Origin of the sequence: Citrifermentans bremense (assembly GCF_014218275.1) — a bacterium.
GTDB lineage: Bacteria > Desulfobacterota > Desulfuromonadia > Geobacterales > Geobacteraceae > Geomonas > Geomonas pelophila.
In genome coordinates this window covers 865,834-883,410 of the sequence record NZ_AP023213.1, presented here as the reverse complement: position 1 = coordinate 883,410, position 17,577 = coordinate 865,834, and the positions used below count along the sequence as shown (strand labels likewise).

Genomic DNA, 17,577 nt, shown 5'->3' with positions numbered 1-17,577 from the left:
GGGGGGGAGCTGTCTGGCTCCCCCCCTTTTTGCGGCTACTCCGGCTCGAAGGCCTCCTTGCCCACCCCGCAGACGGGGCAGACCCAGTCGGCCGGCAGGTCGGCAAACGGCGTTCCCGGGGGCACCCCGTTGTCGGGGTCGCCGAGATAAGGGTCGTAGACGTATTGGCAGACGGTGCAGATGTAAGGCTCCATGTAATACCCCCTAGTTTTGGTGCGTCCTGTCGTCCCGCGGCTTAAGGGCAGGCTCGCCGCCGTTGAGCGCGGCCGGTAAAAAGCGCCTCGCAATCTGGGTGAACTTTTTCAGCGGCCGCAGCCCACTGGGTCAAGAAAAACGCCACTGACAGCGCCGCCGCGGCAAGTCCGGCATTAGTCTAACAGACGAAGACAGCGTGTCAATTCCGGCGCAAGCTGCAATTTAAACTTGATTTTGAAACCCGTTGTGTTATTTTGCAATAATTAAAATTTGGCTCAGAGAGGGGACAGAACCGTCGTTCCATGACATCAAGAAGGTGCAGGTCTCTCAGGGGCAACCAAAGAGACAGTAACAGAAGCCGCACCACGATCTCAGAGAGCGAATCGTCATAAAGGGCGAGGGCCTCACTTCCCAATACCCGCACGCGACGTTCAAAAAATCCCACGTAACTGTGTCATCCCCATTTCCCGTCATCGAAACACTAGCCGAAGACCGGAATCAGCAGCGGACCCGGCGAGAGGGATCCCGTTCCGTCTCCTTTCGGTCTTCCTGCCGGATTACGGCAGAGGAGGGCAGCCAATGGAAACGATGGAAATCGGCAGCACCACGCAGACCGCAGTCTCTTCCAAGCATGTGATTGAGTCATACCCAAAGGAGGGAGTAAAAATGAGTTACGAGGTTAAGAACAAGCAGCTGCTCGCCTGGGTCAAGGAAGTAGCAGAGATGTGCCAGCCCGACAGCATCCACTGGTGCGACGGGAGCGAGGAGGAGTACAACAGCCTGTGCGAACTGCTGGTCAAAGGCGGCACCTTCCGTAAGCTGAACCCCGAGAAGCGACCCAACAGCTACCTCGCCTGCTCCGATCCGGGCGACGTCGCCCGCGTCGAGGACCGCACCTTCATCTGCAGCCTCGCCAAGCAGGACGCGGGGCCGACCAACAACTGGATGCCCCCCAAAGAGATGAAGAAAACCCTCACCGGGCTCTTCACCGGCTGCATGAAGGGTCGCACCATGTACGTCATCCCCTTCAGCATGGGCCCCTTGGGCTCCAACATCGCCAAGATCGGCGTCGAGATCTCCGACTCCGCTTACGTTGCCGTGAACATGAAGATCATGACTCGCATGGGGAAAAAGGTCGTCGACATCCTGGGCGAGAACGGCGAGTTCGTCCCCTGCCTGCACTCGGTCGGCGCGCCGCTCGCAGCGGGTCAGAAGGACGTGCCCTGGCCCTGCAACAAGGAGAAGTACATCGTCCACTTCCCCGAGGAGCGTTCCATCTGGTCCTTCGGCTCCGGCTACGGCGGCAACGCCCTTCTGGGCAAGAAGTGCCTGGCGCTTCGCATCGCTTCCAAGATCGCCAAGGACGAGGGGTGGCTGGCCGAGCACATGCTGATCCTCGGCATCGAGAACCCGGAAGGTGAGAAGACTTACCTCGGCGCCGCCTTCCCGAGCGCCTGCGGCAAGACCAACCTCTCCATGCTGGTCCCGCCCGACCACTTCAAGAACAGCGGCTGGAAGGTTTCCACCGTGGGCGACGACATCGCCTGGATCAAGCCCGGCGCCGACGGCCAGCTCTACGCCATCAACCCGGAAGCGGGCTTCTTCGGCGTGGCCCCCGGCACCTCGTTCAAGTCCAACCCCAACGCCATGCACTCCTGCGCCAAGAACACCATCTTCACCAACGTGGCGCTCACCCCGGACGGCGACGTCTGGTGGGAGGGGATGACCGACGAGGCCCCGGCGAAGCTGACCGACTGGCAGGGGAACGAGTGGACCCCGGGTTGCGGCAGGAACGCGGCGCACCCGAACTCCCGCTTCACCTCCCCGGCCAGCCAGTGCCCCTCCATCGACCCGGCCTGGGAAGACCCCAAAGGGGTGCCGATGAAGGCCTTTGTCTTCGGCGGCCGCCGCAACAACGTGATCCCGCTGGTGTACCAGTCCTTCAACTGGAGCTACGGCGTCTACCTCGCGGCCACAATGGGGAGCGAGACCACCGCGGCTGCGGTCGGCGCCATCGGCAACGTGCGCCGCGACCCGTTCGCGATGCTCCCCTTCACCGGCTACCACGTGGCCGATTACTTCAACCACTGGCTGCAGGTTGGGCGCACCACTCCGAACCCGCCGCGCATCTTCTCGGTCAACTGGTTCAGAAAGGACGCCAACGGCAAGTTCCTCTGGCCGGGCTTCGGCGACAACATGCGCATCCTGAAGTGGATCGCCGACCGCGCCAACGGCCGCGGGGCTTCCGTGGAGAGCCCGCTGGGATGGATGCCGCGCTACGAGGACATCGACTGGACCGGCCTCGACTCCGTGAGCCGCGAGCAGTACCAGGAGCTCATGTCCATCGACCGCGACGTCTGGAAGGAAGAGATCCTCTCCCACGAGGAGCTGTTCGTGAAGATGTACGACCGTCTCCCCAAAGAGTTCCTCCACATCCGTGAGATGATCCTCTCGGGCCTGTGGCGCTCGCCGGAGCATTGGGAGCAGTTCAACCCGATGTCCGCAGAAGGGTTCAACGACTAAAAAAGAAGTGAACATCAAATGAAACAAGCTGGGGCCCCGGTCTTAACCACCGGGGCCCTTTTGCTTTGCCGCGCCGGTTGCAAAGAGACCCGCCCCTGCTATCTTTTAGCCTGTTGCACATCCAATGAGAACGAAAAGGGGGGCGCCGTGAGATTCAACGACATCACACGGGGAAGCGGACTGGAGCAGCATGGCATCACCAACCCGAACTTAATCTACTGGACCTCCCCCACCTCGGTGCTTTACGAGCAGGTGGTGAGAAGGGGCGAGGGGCTCATCTCCCACCTGGGCGCCTTGACCGTCAAGACCGGGCACTACACCGGGCGCGCCGCCAACGACAAGTTCATCGTGGAAGAACCGGAAAGCAGCGGCCAGATCAACTGGGGCAAGGTGAACCGCCCCTTCCCGCCGGAAAGCTTCGACCACCTCTACAAGAAGATGACGAGCTACATGCAGGGACGCGACCTCTTCGTCCAGGACTGCTTCGCCGGGGCGAGTCCCGAGCACAGGATCCCGGTCCGGATCATCACCGAGCGCGCCTGGCACGCGCTTTTTGCCCGCAACATGTTCCTGCGCGCAACCCCGGAGGAGCTTCTAAGCCACCGGACCGAGTTCACCGTGATCGACCTCCCCGCCTTCCACGCACAGCCCAAGATCGACGGCACCAACTCGGAGGCCTTCATCATCATCAACTTCGCCCGCAAGCTGGTGATCATAGGGGGCACGAGCTACGCCGGAGAGATCAAGAAGTCGATCTTCACCGTCTTGAACTACCTTTTGCCGCAAAAGGGGGTGATGTCGATGCACTGCTCGGCCAACGCCGGCGAGGCGGGCGACGTCGCCATCTTCTTCGGGCTCTCCGGCACCGGCAAGACCACCCTCTCGGCGGCCCCGAACCGGCTTCTCATCGGCGACGACGAGCACGGCTGGGACGACGACGGCGTCTTCAACTTCGAGGGGGGGTGCTACGCCAAGGTGATCAACCTCTCCCCCAAGAGCGAACCCGAGATCTACCAGTGCACCAGGAAGTTCGGCACCATCCTGGAGAACGTCGCCATCGACACCATCTCGCGCAGGATCGACCTTGAGGACGCCTCCTTCACCGAGAACACCCGCGCTTCCTACCCCATCACCCATATCCCCAACATCGTCAGCGAAGGGTGCGGCGGGCACCCAAACCATATCGTCATGCTCACCTGCGACGCGTTCGGGGTGCTCCCCCCCATCGCCAGGCTGACACCGCAGCAGGCGATGTACCATTTCCTCTCCGGCTACACGGCCAAGGTGGCGGGAACCGAAGCCGGCGTCACCGAACCCCAGGCCACCTTCTCTGCCTGCTTCGGCGCTCCCTTCATGGCCCTGCGCCCGGCGGTCTACGCCGAGATCCTGGGGAGAAAGATTGCCTCGCGCCAGGTGAGCTGCTGGCTGGTCAACACCGGCTGGAGCGGAGGCGGCCCGGGCGTAGGGGCAAGGATGAAGATCGCCTACTCCCGCGCCCTGGTGGATGCCGCTCTCGAAGGAAGACTCGACGGCTCCAGCTTCAGCAGCGAGCCGAACTTCGGCCTCAGCATCCCGGAATCCTGCCCCGGAGTGCCTAGCGACATCCTCAACCCGAGAAACGCCTGGACGGACAAGGGGGCCTACGACGCCGCCGCGGCGAAGCTGGTGGATATGTTCAGGAAGAACTTCGAGCAGTTCAGCGCCGACACGACTCCGGAGATCGCCTCCGTGCTCTAGTTGCGCATCGCAAAGCCCGCTGCTATCATTAAGCCAAACGAAGGAGGTCAGTCATGAAGGGACCACATTCTGAGATATGCGACACCACCGAAAGAAAAGAGCAAAGGGTACAGGTGAGGAACAAGAAGACCGGCGAGACCGGCCTCTCCTACGGCTGCACCATAGAAGGGGACACGGTCCAGGTGGAACTGTCCGACGGCAGCCTGGACAGCTGGGCCGAGGACGACTGCGAGATGCTCTCGTAGTAGACGGCCGCGGGAGGACCGGCAGCGAGGCGAGGATTTCGCCGGCTTGACCGGCGCTCCTTCTGGAGCTACAAGCATAAAGGCAAAAGGCCGTCCTGCTTCAGGACGGCCTTTATCGTTTGGGACGATGCGTACCGCAATCCAACAAATCGTATAGGTATTCGGGAATATTAGCAGCCCATTTCGTCTTTGAAGATGCTGTTTCGTACCTAAAAAGGACTTTTCGTCTGTCAAGATGACGTTTTCCTTTCCAAGATAACGTTTCCCTTTCCAAGATAACCTTTACCTTTTCAAGATGACATTTCCCTTTTCAAGATGACATTTCCCTCTTCAAGATGACGTTTCCTTCTTCAAGAAGACGTTTCCCTCTTAAGATGACGTTTCCTCTCGCCGGTTTGACCTTCCTTCGAAAAGGCGTCACTTAATCGTGCAAGATGACCAGACAGATGACATATCTCGCGGCAATACGGCTATTCACCCTCCGATAAGCTGCTTCCTGCGAGGGAAAGGAGTAACCTGGCACCCGGATGACATCTCGCATGCGGAGACAAGGGAAAACTCACAGATTTTCAATTTTCACGATATTGGACCAGGGACCTACCTTGTTACCGCGCTTGCCTCTGACCCTGAGGAAGTTGGCGTTCCTGTCCAGTCCCGGAAGATAAATCTTCTTGCAGTTGGTCGACCATGCCAGCAGACTCCAATTGCTTTCGACTCCGGGGTCGCCACCGCAACACCATATCTCATACCCTTTTGCACCGCTTACTTTCGCCAGGGCAGCGTATGGCTTCCCACTAGGTTCGAATGCAATTCTCAAAGATCCGGGAGATCCCACGGCGGTCGCTGCCGCGGACTTTTTCGAGACTAGGTGATGGAGTGCAAGCTTGCCCAACACCCCCGGATCCTTAACGGCTGCCGCTTTGCCGAAACCGGAGAGAAGGGTGAGGACTTGGCTGACAGCTACGCGATCCTCCTCGCAGATGTTCGCCTGTTCGGGGTCTCCATTGAGGGAGGCGGCGAAGCTCTCTCGATATCTGCGGCAAAGTTCGGTAAGTTCCTCCGGTGTGGGGAGAAGCGACACCAAGTATGCGTAGAGCTCGGGAGTCAATGCCCGAGCCACCGCCGTCGCCTTGTTGATCATCTCCGGATGCTGCAGGTTATCTAAGGGCATGAGCGTTGCCTTCACGAAGTGATATGACTCAACGCCCACTATAATAGAACCGGACGGCCGTTTAGCAAGAAGCTGCGGTATCAGGGAAGCCGCAACCTCTGCGCACCCCCTCGATGACTCCAAAAGCATGCTCCGAGGACACCTTGCGGTTTCATCCCGGAGTCCCTTCGGCCTTTGGAACTGCAGGAGCGGTTTCCCCAGTGCTACAGCATGAACTGTTGCACCAGCCCTTCCAATTCCTTCGAGCTTCGGTTCAACTCGCCTGTGGCGGCGGCAGATTCTTGGGCATCCTGTGAGGTCTGCTGCACCAGCGTGGTGATCATGTGTATGTTGTCGGAAATCTCGCTGGTGGTGGCGGTCTGCTCCTTCGCGGCAACGGCGATGGTGTTGACCTGGGTGCTCGCGGCGTTGATGTAGTCCAGTATGTCGCGGATCGCCTCGCCGGAGCGCGCGGCCTCCTGCTTTCCGTTTTCAACCTGCTCTACTCCCATCTCCATGGCCACAACCGCGCTCCTGGTCTCTTCCTGGATCGCCTTGATCATCGCGCCGATTTCCTTCGTGGCGCCGGTGGTGCGCTCCGCTAGCGCCCTCACCTCGTCGGCGACTACGGCGAACCCGCGCCCCTGCTCGCCGGCGCGGGCCGCCTCGATGGCTGCGTTGAGCGCCAGCAGGTTCGTCTGGTCGGCGATGTCCTCGATGGTGCTGATGATGTCGCCAATCTGGTCGCTGCGCGCGCCGAGCCCCTCGACCGTGCGCGCCGACTCCTGCACCTTGTCGGCTATCTGCCCCATCACCGCCACGGTTTTTTCCACGACCCCGGCCCCGTCGCTTGCAGCCTGCGAGGCGCGTTGGGCCCCTTCCGCGGCCATGAGGCAGTTCTGGGCTATAACGCTCGAAGTCGCGGACATCTCCTCGCTGGCGGTGGCCACGGTTCCTGCCTGCATGGCGACCTCTTCGGCCCCCGTTGCGATGCGGTCCGAGGTGGCATGGAAACCGATGGCAGCGGACGACAGCTGGCTCGAGGTGCTGGAAATGTTGGAGACCGCGAGGTGCATTTTTTTTATGAACTGGTTCAGCATCGCGCTGACCTGCGCCAGTTCGTCGCTCCCCCTCGCATCGAACTCCCTGCTGAGATCGCCGTGGGTGAGGCACTCAATTTCATCGATCATCACGGCGAGCGAGCGGACGATGGAGCGGCGCATCAAAAACATCATCACCACTGCGAAGATCCCTATCGTCGCCGCGAACCCGCCGGTGCCAAACAGGCGCCCCGTCAGCGCATCCAGGTGGGCGTCCATCTCCTTCATCTGCAACGCCCCGTCCCCCCGGGCCTTCACCGACAGGGCGCTGGCATCCCGGATGGCGACGTCGCAGGCTTTGTCATATTCCTGCATCACGGCATTGCCCTCTTCACGGCTCTTGCCGTAGGCATCAAACATCCTTATGCCAACCTGCCACATGCCGGAAACCGCCTGCTCCATCTTCGCCAGGTTTGCTGTGTGAACAGCATCAGACTTTTTAAGTGCCTTCAGCTCTGACAGTATCTGCAGCGACCTGTCATAGGCAGGCTTCGCTTCCTTTTCGATTACTCCCCGGTCCCGGGTCAAACTTGCATCGGTGAAGAACTGCCATACATTCGCCACCTGCAACTGAAGCTCCTGGGCGAGAACGACGTCACCCTGAAGCTTTTCGTAGCTCGAAAACTGGCTTCTGAGAACTTTAAGCTCTTTCGAAGTGAGCATTGGGACCATGATGCAGATAAGCACTATCGCGCTCGTCATGCACAACGCAATCATCACTTTTCTTGCAATACTCATAGCAAAGCTCCTTGTCATGTCTATTTCAACATCACGCAATAGTGCGAACATGTCTGATTTAGCTCTATCCTGTATCAGTCTTCTTCATCGGCTAGTGGGTTGTTATCTTTAGGAGTTTTAGTGAAAGGGATTGCGGAGTTTCCTAGTGGGCGAATTCGTGGCTGCTTACAAAAGAAGACCGGCCCCCCTTTTATGGGAGGCCGGTCTCTTTATGCACATGGTTCATTGCCAGCCTTGCTTCACAACTTCCGCAGCAGCGGCCTTACCTCGCCGTCAATAACTGAACTGGAAGCAGCCGTAGTGGCTTCTGTCTGAGATGTCCTGCCAACCGGTCGCGCTGACGTCTACCATCTGGGCGGCGGCATCGGTCAGCCTGTCCACCAGGAAGCCGGTAGCCCCCTGTCTCAGTTCCAGGGCCAGTTGAGTGTCGAAGGTGGAATTTCCGAAAGCGCCGCCTGAACCTGAGTATCCTCCAGCACCCGAAAGGAAGTTCCCCACCGTGGACGGGATGGAAAGCCTGTAACCGGCAACGTTCATGCCGTTCATCTTCATCACCACGTCCTTTGCCAGAGGCAGCAGGCTCTTGATATAGTATGTCGACCTCTTCTCGTCCTCCTTGGGCTTTATGGCTCCCAATTGAATCTTGAGGTAAGTGGCAAAGACGTACTTGGCCCCCTTCACAGCTACCTGCACCCCGCTCTTCCAGGCGTTCTGATACCAGTGGATGTTCTTGTAGTCCCCCACCTGGTTGTGCAGGAACCACTCGGTCAGTATCCATTGTATCCCCCTGCCGAAGCGTTCGGTCCGTATCCGGGACGGGTAGTATGCCCAGTGCCCGCGATCATCCCTGCACGCGCCGCTTTTGGTCATAAGCACGGTCTTGGCCATGACCGCCTGGCTGAACTTTTCGCAGGCGGGAACCACGGCCCCGCTCGCGGGATCGATTATGGAAACTTTTCTACCAGTGCCGTCTACCATGCAGTAGTCCCGAAGCGGTTCAAGGGAGGATGGCTGCACCGTTTCGCCGGTCAAGGCCGCTGCCACCTTCGCCGTCAGCTCGCGGCTGAAGGAAGACGGAACCTGGTAGAAGACGTTCATGGCATCGCCCTTTTTTTGCACGCTGCGGGCAGCAGCAGGCGTCACCCGCCCGATTATGGCTGTACGGGGGTTCACATGCTGCTCTACCACCTCCTGGCAGGCAGAATCCCCTGCGTCCGAAGCCTCCTCGATCACCTGTCTGTACTCGTTGCTGATCAGATCTGCATCCAGCTGGAAGCTCAAGGTGTACTCTGTAGCCGATTCGGGGAGGTTGCCGGCGGAGCCGTAGACCCACTTGATGACGTTGGCGTCGAGGGCGTTGTTGATAGCCTCAGCTCTTTGGGCCGCTTCGTAAGCCTCGGGAAGAACGGCTGCATCAGCGGCTGCGGCAACTGGCAGAGAGACTTGTTGCCGCTGGGGCGCCAGGGAATCCAGGTGCACGTACGTCGTTACTTTTACGACGTAGCGGTCCACGATGTTTCCTCCGTACCTTTGAACGCATGCATCCAATGCCGGGGCCGGGCTCCTGTGGTAATTCAACGGCTTAGCCACCTCGGTGATCATGGTGGAGTGCCGGGCAAATCCGCCGTCGTTGACATAAGAGCTGCTGCCGTCGGTGACGACGACGGAATTAAGGGAGTAACCGGAAGGGTTGAACGGGTCGAGGGAAGCCAGGTCTAGATTAGCATGGGCTGCATCATCGTTGGTTAAGTCGGACAATCTGGCCACAATGGCGTCGCGTCTGGCCTTAATGACGTTGGTTGTCAGAGTCCTGATCGTTTTGCCTGCAATGGAATCGACGACCGACGGCCCTATCTCAATAGCCAGTGTTTGCGGGTCATGCATCGAGACATGGTCCGGCGGAACCGGCTCCTGCGGCGTCGCAGGCGCCGACAGCAGTGGCTCGACACCGAATTCCGCCAGGCACTCCTGGAATTCGTCACCGGTCAACTCCGCACAGGAGCCGGGGATGGCGTTTTGCCCCTTGAGGCTCGGAATCCCGGCCAGAGAAGAACCTGGCGTTGTCCCCGCGATTGCTGAGGCAAGGCTCTTGGACGCCGGCGCAGCAGGAGCATAGAGGGCGAAATCGGACATCAGCGACTTGGAAAGTTTTTTCTGGACCGTTTCCTGGTCGGCAGCGACGAGATCAAATACGCCGGTATTCTCGGAGAAAAGCTCCCCGCTTGCCGGAAATCGGGGCTGTGCAGCGGGAAGATCCACGTATTTTCCCTGTTGCAGATAGTTCTGATAGAGAAGGTTGACGTCGTCCGTGGCGCTCTGCTGGTTGTTCTTGCTGTCGGAGCATCCAGCAATGGATGAGGCCAGAAACAGCAGACATAGTATCAACAGAACCCTGGACATGCTCATGGTACACCTCGCTTTTCAGTTATAAAGATCGGCAAAGACTTTTGAATCAATCAGCTGCTTACACAGCTGAGGGATCGAACCATCCTCCACGCAATCCGGGTAGCTTACACTTTGGGAACTCCTTGTCAATAACCCGGAAGGTTCACCAGCGGCGTCAACGCTGCGTTGAAGACAGAGAAAACAGGTTTTGCAGAGAAAGCGGCGTCCTCAGTCATCGCAGCTAAAGTTGCGTAATGCCGCCCCCCTGTTATCATTAGCCCATAGGAAGAATCGTAATCATTAACAATACAACCTGTTGAGTCGCCCCTACAAGGTGCCGCTATATTCGCGGCGCCGGTCCGCCCCTGCTCAGACACTGAAGAACCTGCCCTATGCCATGACATGTGACCGAAGCTGCGCGAGCAGTAGACAGGCCGGGAACACCCCCCGCCTTTAACTACAAATCTCGGACCGGGGAGACCTTGATGCTGACGGACGATGGCAGGCTCTGTAGAGGTCGTACCTGCAACACCCTCACCTTTTTAGCCCTGGCAGCCGCCGGCCTGGCCGGGAATTATTTCAAGTTTTCCCTCTTCCTCAACATCGACTTCCTCTTCGGCAGCATCTTCGCGCTGCTCGCGCTGCAGCTTCTCGGTCTCCGCCTCGGGACTGCGGCCGCAGCCGTAATCGGAACCTACACCTACGTTCTCTGGAACCACCCCTACGCCATCATCATCCTCGCTGCCGAGGCCGCAGTGGTAGGCCTCCTCATGGAGCGCCACAAGTGCAGCATGATCTCGGCCGACGTCATGTACTGGATCTTCATAGGGGCACCGCTCGTCTACCTGTTCTACCACGGCGTCATGAAGGTCCCGCTCGGCAACGTCCATATCATCGTGTCGAAGCAGGCCGTGAACGGTGTCGCCAACGCCATCGTCGCCAGGCTTCTCTTCACCGGTTTCGCCCTCAGGTCGCGCTTTGCCATGGTGCCGTTCAGGGAGATGATATCAAGCCTGTTCGCGTTTTTCGTTCTGGCGCCGGCTCTTTTGCTCCTGGCACTCGAGGTGCGGAATGAATTTGCGGAGACCGACCACCTGATCCGCGCCGGACTGAAGCAGGACATCGAGCGCGAGGCGGCCCAGTTGGCAACGTGGCTGACGAACAGGAAGACGGTAATACAGAGCCTGGCGGTCCTGGCCGAGTCAAAGACCCCGCAGCAGGTGCAGCCGCACCTGGAACAGGCAACCAGGTCCGATCCCAACGTCCAGAGGACCGGCTTGCTGAACCGGAGCGAAACCGTCACTGCCTACTACCCCGAGCATGACAACCAGGGGGGGGAGAACGTAGGCCAGACCTTCTTAGACGACCGCTACATCGCGAGGCTCAGAAAGACGCTGAAGCCGATAGTCTCTGAAGCTGTCCAGGCCGAGGGAGATGGCGGCAAAATGCTGGTGACCCTGCTCGTACCGGTGGTCGTCCGGGGGGAGTACCAGGGATGCGTGACAGGAGTGCTGGACCTGACGCAGGTCAGGGACAGACTGGATAGAAGCTGCAAACTGAACGGGATGCTCTACACCCTTTTGGACGGAAATGGCGCGGTCATCATGAGCAACCGCCCTGACCAGACGCCGATGACCCCTTTCCGGCGCGGCAAGGGTACCGTAAAGATCCTCGACAACGGCATCACCCAACTGGTGCCGTACGCCCCCCCAAATACGCCCATGTCGGAGCGCTGGAAGAATTCCCTCTACAGCGCCGAGTCCCGCATCGGGGAACCGGTGGAGTGGAAACTGTTGATGGAGCAGCCAGTGGCGCCGTTCCAGAAGAAGCTTTACGACAAGTCCACCAACAAACTGATTGTGCTCTCGCTGGTCATGCTCATGTCGCTGGCGCTGGCATCGTTTTTGGCGCGCCGGATAATGGCCACCATAGAGAACCTGCGCCAGGTAACCAACGACCTTCCCGCAAAGCTCGCCTCCGGGGGATCTGTCGAGTGGCCGCAAAGCGGGATAACCGAAACCAACGACCTGATCCAGAACTTCCAGGTGATGAGTGAAACCATCGAGGAGCACCTGACCGAACTGCAGCGACTCAACGACTGCCTGGAGCAGCGAGTGTCGGAGCGGACGCAGCAGGTCGAACGGCTGGCAAGCGAACAGCGGACCATATTGGCCACGATGCCCATTGGCGCGTGCCTGCTCATGGACCGGAAGATACGCATGGCGAACCCCGCTTTCGACAGGATCACCGGGTACGAACCGGGTGAGACCCTGGGGATGGACGCGGCGCTGTTCCATCCGGACTCGCAGTCGTACGAGAAGTTCTGGAGCGCCGGAAGCAGCGCTGCCGCCGAAGATGGAATTCACAGTACGGACCTGGAGCTAAGGAGAAAGGACGGCTCCTTGATCTGGTGCAACACGGTAGGCCAGATGGTGAACCCGCAGGCGCCTGGGGACGGCTTCATCTGGATGGTTCAGGACATCTCGGAGCGGAAGATGATGGAATCCCAGCTGCGTGCAAGCGAAACCCATTACCGCCTGCTCACCGAGGATGTGGCCGATGTGGTCTGGAAGCTTGATGCCGGTTACCGCTTCACCTATATAAGCCCCGCCGACGAGCGCCTGCGGGGTTACCGCGCCGACGAGGTGTTGGGGCACACGGTCCTGGAACAGACGACAGATGAATGGCATGAGGTCGTCACGGACAAGATGCGCCCCGCAGGAGAGGAGAGTGAGACCCTCGAGATACAGCAGCGTTGCAAAAACGGACAGCTCATCTGGACCGAAATCTTCTTTACGCCGGAATACGACGCCAGCGGCGCCATCACCGGCTACCACGGCATAACCCGCGACATCACACAGAGGAAGCAGGCTGTGGAGCTGGAGCAGCAGCTCCTGCACGCCCAAAAGCTCGAGAGCCTGGGGGTTTTGGCCGGCGGGATCGCCCACGACTTCAACAACATCCTGATGGCGATCATCGGCAACGCCGACCTCGCCCAGATCCGGCTCGGCGCCGGTTCCCCGGCCAGTGAAAACCTGCAAAGGATCCAGGACGCAGCGTCGCGCGCCGCCGATCTGACCAGCCAGATGCTGGCGTATTCGGGCAAGGGGAGGTTCGTGGTGGAGCGGCTCGACCTGAACCACCTGCTGGACAACATGCTGCACCTGCTCGAGGTCTCCGTCTCCAAGAAGGCTGCGCTGAAGTTCAACCTGCAGCGTCCGCTCCCCTTGATCCTTGCAGACGCAACCCAGATACGTCAGGTCGTGATGAACCTGGTGATCAACGCCTCAGAGGCCATCGGCGACAGCAGCGGCGAGATAACCATCGCCACCGGTATTTCGCCCTGCGACTCCACGAAAGAGACCCGGCAAAGGCGCAACATGGGCAAGAGACCTTGCGTGTACCTCGTGGTCGCAGACACAGGGTGCGGCATGGACAGTGAAACGGTGGAAAGGATCTTCGATCCCTTCTTCACCACCAAGTTCACCGGCCGCGGCCTCGGAATGGCGGCAGTCCAGGGGATAGTCAAAGGGCACCACGGATCCATCGAGATATCCAGCGAGCCGGGGGTAGGGACGACCTTCACCGTGTTTTTCCCTGTCGCAGAGGAGCAGGGCCAGGTACCGGCCGAACCGGGCAGGGAGACCGGCGATGCCAGCTGGCAGGGGAGAGGGACAGTGCTTATGGTGGAGGACGAAGAAACAGTGCTGGATATAGGGGTGCAAATGCTGGAGACGCTAGGCTTCAAAACGCTGACGGCTAAAGACGGCGTAGAGGCAGTCGAGGTTTATAAAAGCGCGCCGGATGTTGCCTTGGTGATCCTCGACCTGACCATGCCGCGGATGGACGGGAGGCAGTGCTTGCGGGAGCTGCGCCGACTGGATCCGGCGGTCAAGGTGATCATGTCCAGCGGCTTCAACGAGCAGGAATTGGCCCGGGAACTCGAGGGAGCCCCCTGCGGCTTCATTCAGAAGCCATACGACCTGGCCAAACTGCAAGAGGCGATCAGGAAATATATCTAGCGGCGGCTATCCGAAACGAAACAATCGGCCACGGAGAAGGCCTGAGAGGGACTTTCTCCGTGGCCGACGCTTGTTGCCTCAGATGATCTTGTTGAGGGAGTACTCCACGATCCCTTCCGCGCCGAGCTTGAGGAGCTCGGGGACGATGCGGCGCACCTCCTGCTCGGGCATGATGCTCTCGATGGAGACCCAGTCGGAGTTGTAGAGGTTGGAAACGGTCGGGTTGTTGAGGCTAGGCAGGATGGCGGTAATGGCCGGCACCTTGGTGCCCGGGGCGTTCATCTTGAGCCCCACCATCCCCTCGGCCCTGAGCGCCGACTGGAGCAGGGTGGCGATCTGCTGGATCTTCGCCCGCTTCCAGGGATCTTCCCAGCTTGCCTTGTTGACCACCATGACCGGAACCGACTCCATCAGCTCGGTCACGATGCGCAGGCCGTTGGCCCTGATGGTTGAGCCGGTCTCGGTCACCTCCACGATCGCGTCGCAAAGCCCCTCGACCACCTTCGCCTCGGTCGCCCCCCAGGAGAACTCGACGTTGACCGGGATGTTCCTTTCGGCGAAGTAGCGTTTGGTGAAACCGACGAGCTCGGTGGAGACGGTGGCGCCGCGCAGGTCTTCAGGTCCCTTCACCTTCGAGTCGCCGTTCACCACCAGCACCCAGCGCGCCGGACGGCGGGAAACCTTAGAGTACACCATCTCGCACAGTTCGATGACGTCCGACTGGTTTTCCCGCACCCAATCGCGGCCGGCGATGCCGACGTCGATGGTCCCGCGCTCGACGTATTTCGCCATCTCCTGGGGACGCATCAGGGAGCACTTTATTTCCTCATCGTCTATGGTCGGGAAATAGCTGCGCGACGAGATGGATATCTGCCAGCCGGCCTTCTTGAAGAGATCTACAGTGGCGCTTTCCAGGCTTCCCTTCGGGATGCCGAGTTTCAACTGTTCCATTGGTGCCCTCTCTCGATTAAATAGAATAGAAGCAGAAAACAGAAAAGCGTGAACCGAAAAAGCGTAAGACCTTTAGCAACAGAGAACTCTGAGAAAGACGAAAAGCCTTAAGGTTAAACCCAGAAACCACTCTTTGAAGTTCTCAGATGTTCTTCATGGCTAAAGGTTTTTGTCTCCTATTTTTTGTACACGGCGTTGGGATCGAAGAGCGGGTTGGAGTGCTCTACCCAGGCGCCGTTTTCGTATCTCACGTAGAAGCAGCTGCGGTTGCCGGTGTGGCAGGCGGCGGGGCCGTTCTGCTTCACCTTGATCACGACGGTGTCCGCGTCGCAGTCGGTCAAAACCTCGACCACGTCCTGGGTGTTGCCGGACTCCTCTCCCTTCATCCAGTACTTGTTCCTGGTGCGGCTGAAGAACCAGGTCTTGCCGCTTTCCAGGGTCAGGTTCAGGGTCTTCTCGTCCATGAACGCGACCATCAACACTTCGCCGCTTTCGTTGTCCTGGATAACGGCAGGGATCAGTCCACCCATCTTCTCGAAATCGATCTTTATCATGGTTTCTCTCAGTCCTTCCGCAGCATTATTGATAAAAAAGTGTCTTTTAATACACCGAGGGAAAGAGATGTGTCAATGATTATGTAGACACCAAAACAATCAGCTATGGAGATAGTCTGAGGGGAACAAAAAGGTTTTCTTAGAAGTTGTGACATCTTCTCCGTGGGCAACGCTGCGGTTTTTAAAAGAAAAAGGCCCGACAGAACATGTCTGCCGGGCCTTTCGATTGTCTCTGTTCTCCTACGCCTAGTCCTCCGCGAGCAGGGTCCTGTCGTTCTCGAAGCTCTTGTGACGCAGTTCGTGGAACTTCTGGATCAGCTTCTCCACGGTGAGTGCCTTTTTCGCCTCCCCCTCGACGTCGAAGATGATCTCGCCGCCGTCCATCATTAGCAACCGGTTGCCGAACTCGATGGCGTGGCTCATGTTGTGGGTGATCATCATGGCGGTCAGGTTGTACTCGTTGATGAACTTGTCGGTCAGCTCCAGCACGATCTCGGCCGCCCTCGGGTCGAGCGCGGCCGTGTGCTCGTCCAGAAGGATCAGGGCCGGCTTGGAAAGCACCATCATCAAGAGGGTGAGCGCCTGTCTCTGCCCACCTGAGAACATCACCAGGTTCTCCTTCATCCGGTGCTCGAGCCCCATCCTGAGCTGCACCAGCTCCTGGCGGAAGATCTCGCGGCTCTTGGCGTTGAGGCTGCGCCTGAGCCACTTCATCCCCTTCTTGTGGGTGATAGCCATGTTGTCTTCCAGGCTCATGTTGCCGGCGGTGCCGAGCAGCGGGTTCTGGAAGATCCTGCCGATGTACTTCGCCCTCTTGTATTCCGGATCCCTGGTCACGTTCTTGTCGTTGGCAAAGATCTGCCCCTCGCTAGGAAGGTAGGTACCGGCGATGGTGTTGAACAGGGTGGATTTGCCGGCCCCGTTGGAGCCGATGATGGTGATGAAGTCACCTTCCTTCACCTTGAGGTCGATGTTGTTCAGGGCCTTGTTTTCGTTGACGGTCCCCTGGCCAAAGACGATGGAAACGTTTTTGAGCTCTATCATTTTGCCACCTTAAAGGGAACCTTCAGTTTCTTGGCCTGGGTCAAGACGAGCAGGACGATGATCAGCACGCCCTTGATGAGGTTCAGGTCGCTCGGGGTCATGTGGATCACGTAACCGTAGAAACGCCCGACGTACATGACGGCGTAAAAGCAGATGGAGCCGGCAAGCGCGCAGAAGGTGAGCACGCCGATGCGGTTACTCTTCAGCACCAGGAACTCCCCGATCATGACGGAGGCGAGGCCGGAAACGATGATCCCCTGACCCAGCCCCACGTCGGCAAAGCCCAGGTACTGCGCGGCGAAAGCGCCGGAGACGGCGACCAGGCCGTTGGAGAGGCCGACGCCGATGGTCTTCAGCGTCTTGGGGTTCACCCCCTGGGAGATGACCATCTGCTCGTTGTTCCCCATTGCGCCAAGCGTCATGCCGAGGTCGGTGCGGAAAAAGAGGTCAAGCAGCACCTTCACCACCAGGGCTACTACCAGGAAGAAGACCAGGAGTATGTAGTCGTCGGGGATGATACCGGTGAACTTCTCGGTGACCTGCTTCAGGATGGTCGGCTGATCCAGGATCGGAACGTTGGCCCGGTTGCCGAGGATGCGGATGTTGACCGAGTAGAGCATGGTCATGGTGAGGATCCCCGCCAGGAGGTTCGGCACCCTCAAGTGGTTGTGGATAAGAGCCGTCACCACGCCTGCCAGCACCCCCCCGGCAAAGGCGACGAGGAGCGCGAGCCAGCCGTTCATCCCCATGACGAGGCACTGCACCATGAGGGCGGCCCCCAGGGGAAAGGAGCCGTCGACCGTGAGGTCGGGAAAGTCGAGGACCCTAAAGGAGATGAACACCCCGAGGACCATGATGCCGTAAATCAGCCCTTCAACAAAAATGCCTTCGATCATAACAGGAACCGTTAACCCTTCTTGAAACCGGAATCAA

Annotated in this window: 12 protein-coding genes; 4 read left to right on the top strand and 8 right to left on the bottom strand. The window is 59.1% G+C overall.

The window, feature by feature from the left end:
- Positions 1-35: 35 nt before the first annotated feature.
- The gene (rd, locus tag GEOBRER4_RS03760; RefSeq protein WP_012774443.1) at positions 36-194 is read right to left on the bottom strand and encodes a rubredoxin; all 159 of its coding nucleotides are present in this window, start codon (positions 192-194) and stop codon (positions 36-38) included.
- 580 nt (positions 195-774) lie between these two features.
- Between rd and GEOBRER4_RS03755 the strand changes: the two genes are divergently transcribed.
- The 3 genes from GEOBRER4_RS03755 to GEOBRER4_RS03745 all read left to right on the top strand — a co-directional run bounded on the left by GEOBRER4_RS03755 (position 775) and on the right by GEOBRER4_RS03745 (position 4,700).
- Positions 775-2,718 carry a phosphoenolpyruvate carboxykinase (GTP) gene (locus GEOBRER4_RS03755; protein ID WP_185244285.1) on the top strand — a complete coding sequence of 648 codons (1,944 nt, stop codon included), beginning with the start codon at positions 775-777 and terminating at the stop codon, positions 2,716-2,718.
- Positions 2,719-2,865: 147 nt separating this feature from the next.
- The gene (pckA, locus tag GEOBRER4_RS03750; protein ID WP_185244284.1) at positions 2,866-4,455 is read left to right on the top strand and encodes a phosphoenolpyruvate carboxykinase (ATP); all 1,590 of its coding nucleotides are present in this window, start codon (positions 2,866-2,868) and stop codon (positions 4,453-4,455) included.
- Between the two features lie 53 nt (positions 4,456-4,508).
- Positions 4,509-4,700, top strand: coding sequence for a hypothetical protein (locus tag GEOBRER4_RS03745; RefSeq protein ID WP_185244283.1), 192 nt, complete (start codon positions 4,509-4,511; stop codon positions 4,698-4,700).
- Between the two features lie 559 nt (positions 4,701-5,259).
- Here the strand turns inward: GEOBRER4_RS03745 and GEOBRER4_RS03740 are convergent.
- The 3 genes from GEOBRER4_RS03740 to GEOBRER4_RS03730 form a co-directional block, all read right to left on the bottom strand.
- Positions 5,260-5,994: a hypothetical protein gene (locus GEOBRER4_RS03740; RefSeq protein ID WP_185244282.1), complete on the bottom strand. Its 735-nt coding sequence runs from the start codon at positions 5,992-5,994 to the stop codon at positions 5,260-5,262.
- A gap of 80 nt (positions 5,995-6,074) precedes the next feature.
- A complete protein-coding gene (locus tag GEOBRER4_RS03735) occupies positions 6,075-7,688 on the bottom strand; it encodes a methyl-accepting chemotaxis protein (RefSeq protein ID WP_185244281.1) in 1,614 nt (537 codons plus the stop codon).
- A gap of 273 nt (positions 7,689-7,961) precedes the next feature.
- Positions 7,962-10,094: a hypothetical protein gene (locus tag GEOBRER4_RS03730; protein WP_185244280.1), complete on the bottom strand. Its 2,133-nt coding sequence runs from the start codon at positions 10,092-10,094 to the stop codon at positions 7,962-7,964.
- A 464-nt stretch (positions 10,095-10,558) separates the two neighbouring features.
- On the opposite strand from GEOBRER4_RS03730, the gene GEOBRER4_RS03725 reads away from it, so the two are divergent.
- On the top strand, positions 10,559-14,095 hold the full coding sequence (locus GEOBRER4_RS03725) for a PAS domain S-box protein (protein ID WP_185244279.1): 3,537 nt from the start codon (positions 10,559-10,561) through the stop codon (positions 14,093-14,095).
- Positions 14,096-14,173: 78 nt separating this feature from the next.
- Here GEOBRER4_RS03725 and hisG read toward each other — a convergent pair whose 3' ends face one another.
- The 4 genes from hisG to GEOBRER4_RS03705 form a co-directional block, all read right to left on the bottom strand.
- Positions 14,174-15,046 (bottom strand): ATP phosphoribosyltransferase, encoded by an 873-nt coding sequence (gene hisG / locus GEOBRER4_RS03720; RefSeq protein ID WP_185244278.1) that lies wholly within the window; start codon positions 15,044-15,046, stop codon positions 14,174-14,176.
- A 176-nt stretch (positions 15,047-15,222) separates the two neighbouring features.
- Positions 15,223-15,600, bottom strand: a complete 378-nt coding sequence (hisI, locus tag GEOBRER4_RS03715) for a phosphoribosyl-AMP cyclohydrolase (protein ID WP_185244277.1) — start codon at positions 15,598-15,600, stop codon at positions 15,223-15,225.
- A 246-nt stretch (positions 15,601-15,846) separates the two neighbouring features.
- Positions 15,847-16,644 carry an ABC transporter ATP-binding protein gene (locus GEOBRER4_RS03710; RefSeq protein WP_185244276.1) on the bottom strand — a complete coding sequence of 266 codons (798 nt, stop codon included), beginning with the start codon at positions 16,642-16,644 and terminating at the stop codon, positions 15,847-15,849.
- Positions 16,641-17,540 (bottom strand): ABC transporter permease, encoded by a 900-nt coding sequence (locus tag GEOBRER4_RS03705; RefSeq protein ID WP_185244275.1) that lies wholly within the window; start codon positions 17,538-17,540, stop codon positions 16,641-16,643. The genes GEOBRER4_RS03710 and GEOBRER4_RS03705 overlap by 4 nt, the downstream gene beginning before the upstream one ends.
- Positions 17,541-17,577: the final 37 nt, after the last annotated feature.

Coding starts and splice junctions, on each gene's coding strand:
- rd (WP_012774443.1), bottom strand. CDS start 194: ATGGAGCCTTACATCTGCACCGTCTGCCAATACGTCTACGACCCTTAT.
- GEOBRER4_RS03755 (WP_185244285.1), top strand. CDS start 775: ATGGAAACGATGGAAATCGGCAGCACCACGCAGACCGCAGTCTCTTCC.
- GEOBRER4_RS03745 (WP_185244283.1), top strand. CDS start 4,509: ATGAAGGGACCACATTCTGAGATATGCGACACCACCGAAAGAAAAGAG.
- GEOBRER4_RS03735 (WP_185244281.1), bottom strand. CDS start 7,688: ATGAGTATTGCAAGAAAAGTGATGATTGCGTTGTGCATGACGAGCGCG.
- GEOBRER4_RS03730 (WP_185244280.1), bottom strand. CDS start 10,094: ATGAGCATGTCCAGGGTTCTGTTGATACTATGTCTGCTGTTTCTGGCC.
- GEOBRER4_RS03725 (WP_185244279.1), top strand. CDS start 10,559: ATGCTGACGGACGATGGCAGGCTCTGTAGAGGTCGTACCTGCAACACC.
- hisG (WP_185244278.1), bottom strand. CDS start 15,046: ATGGAACAGTTGAAACTCGGCATCCCGAAGGGAAGCCTGGAAAGCGCC.
- hisI (WP_185244277.1), bottom strand. CDS start 15,600: ATGATAAAGATCGATTTCGAGAAGATGGGTGGACTGATCCCTGCCGTT.
- GEOBRER4_RS03710 (WP_185244276.1), bottom strand. CDS start 16,644: ATGATAGAGCTCAAAAACGTTTCCATCGTCTTTGGCCAGGGGACCGTC.
- GEOBRER4_RS03705 (WP_185244275.1), bottom strand. CDS start 17,540: ATGATCGAAGGCATTTTTGTTGAAGGGCTGATTTACGGCATCATGGTC.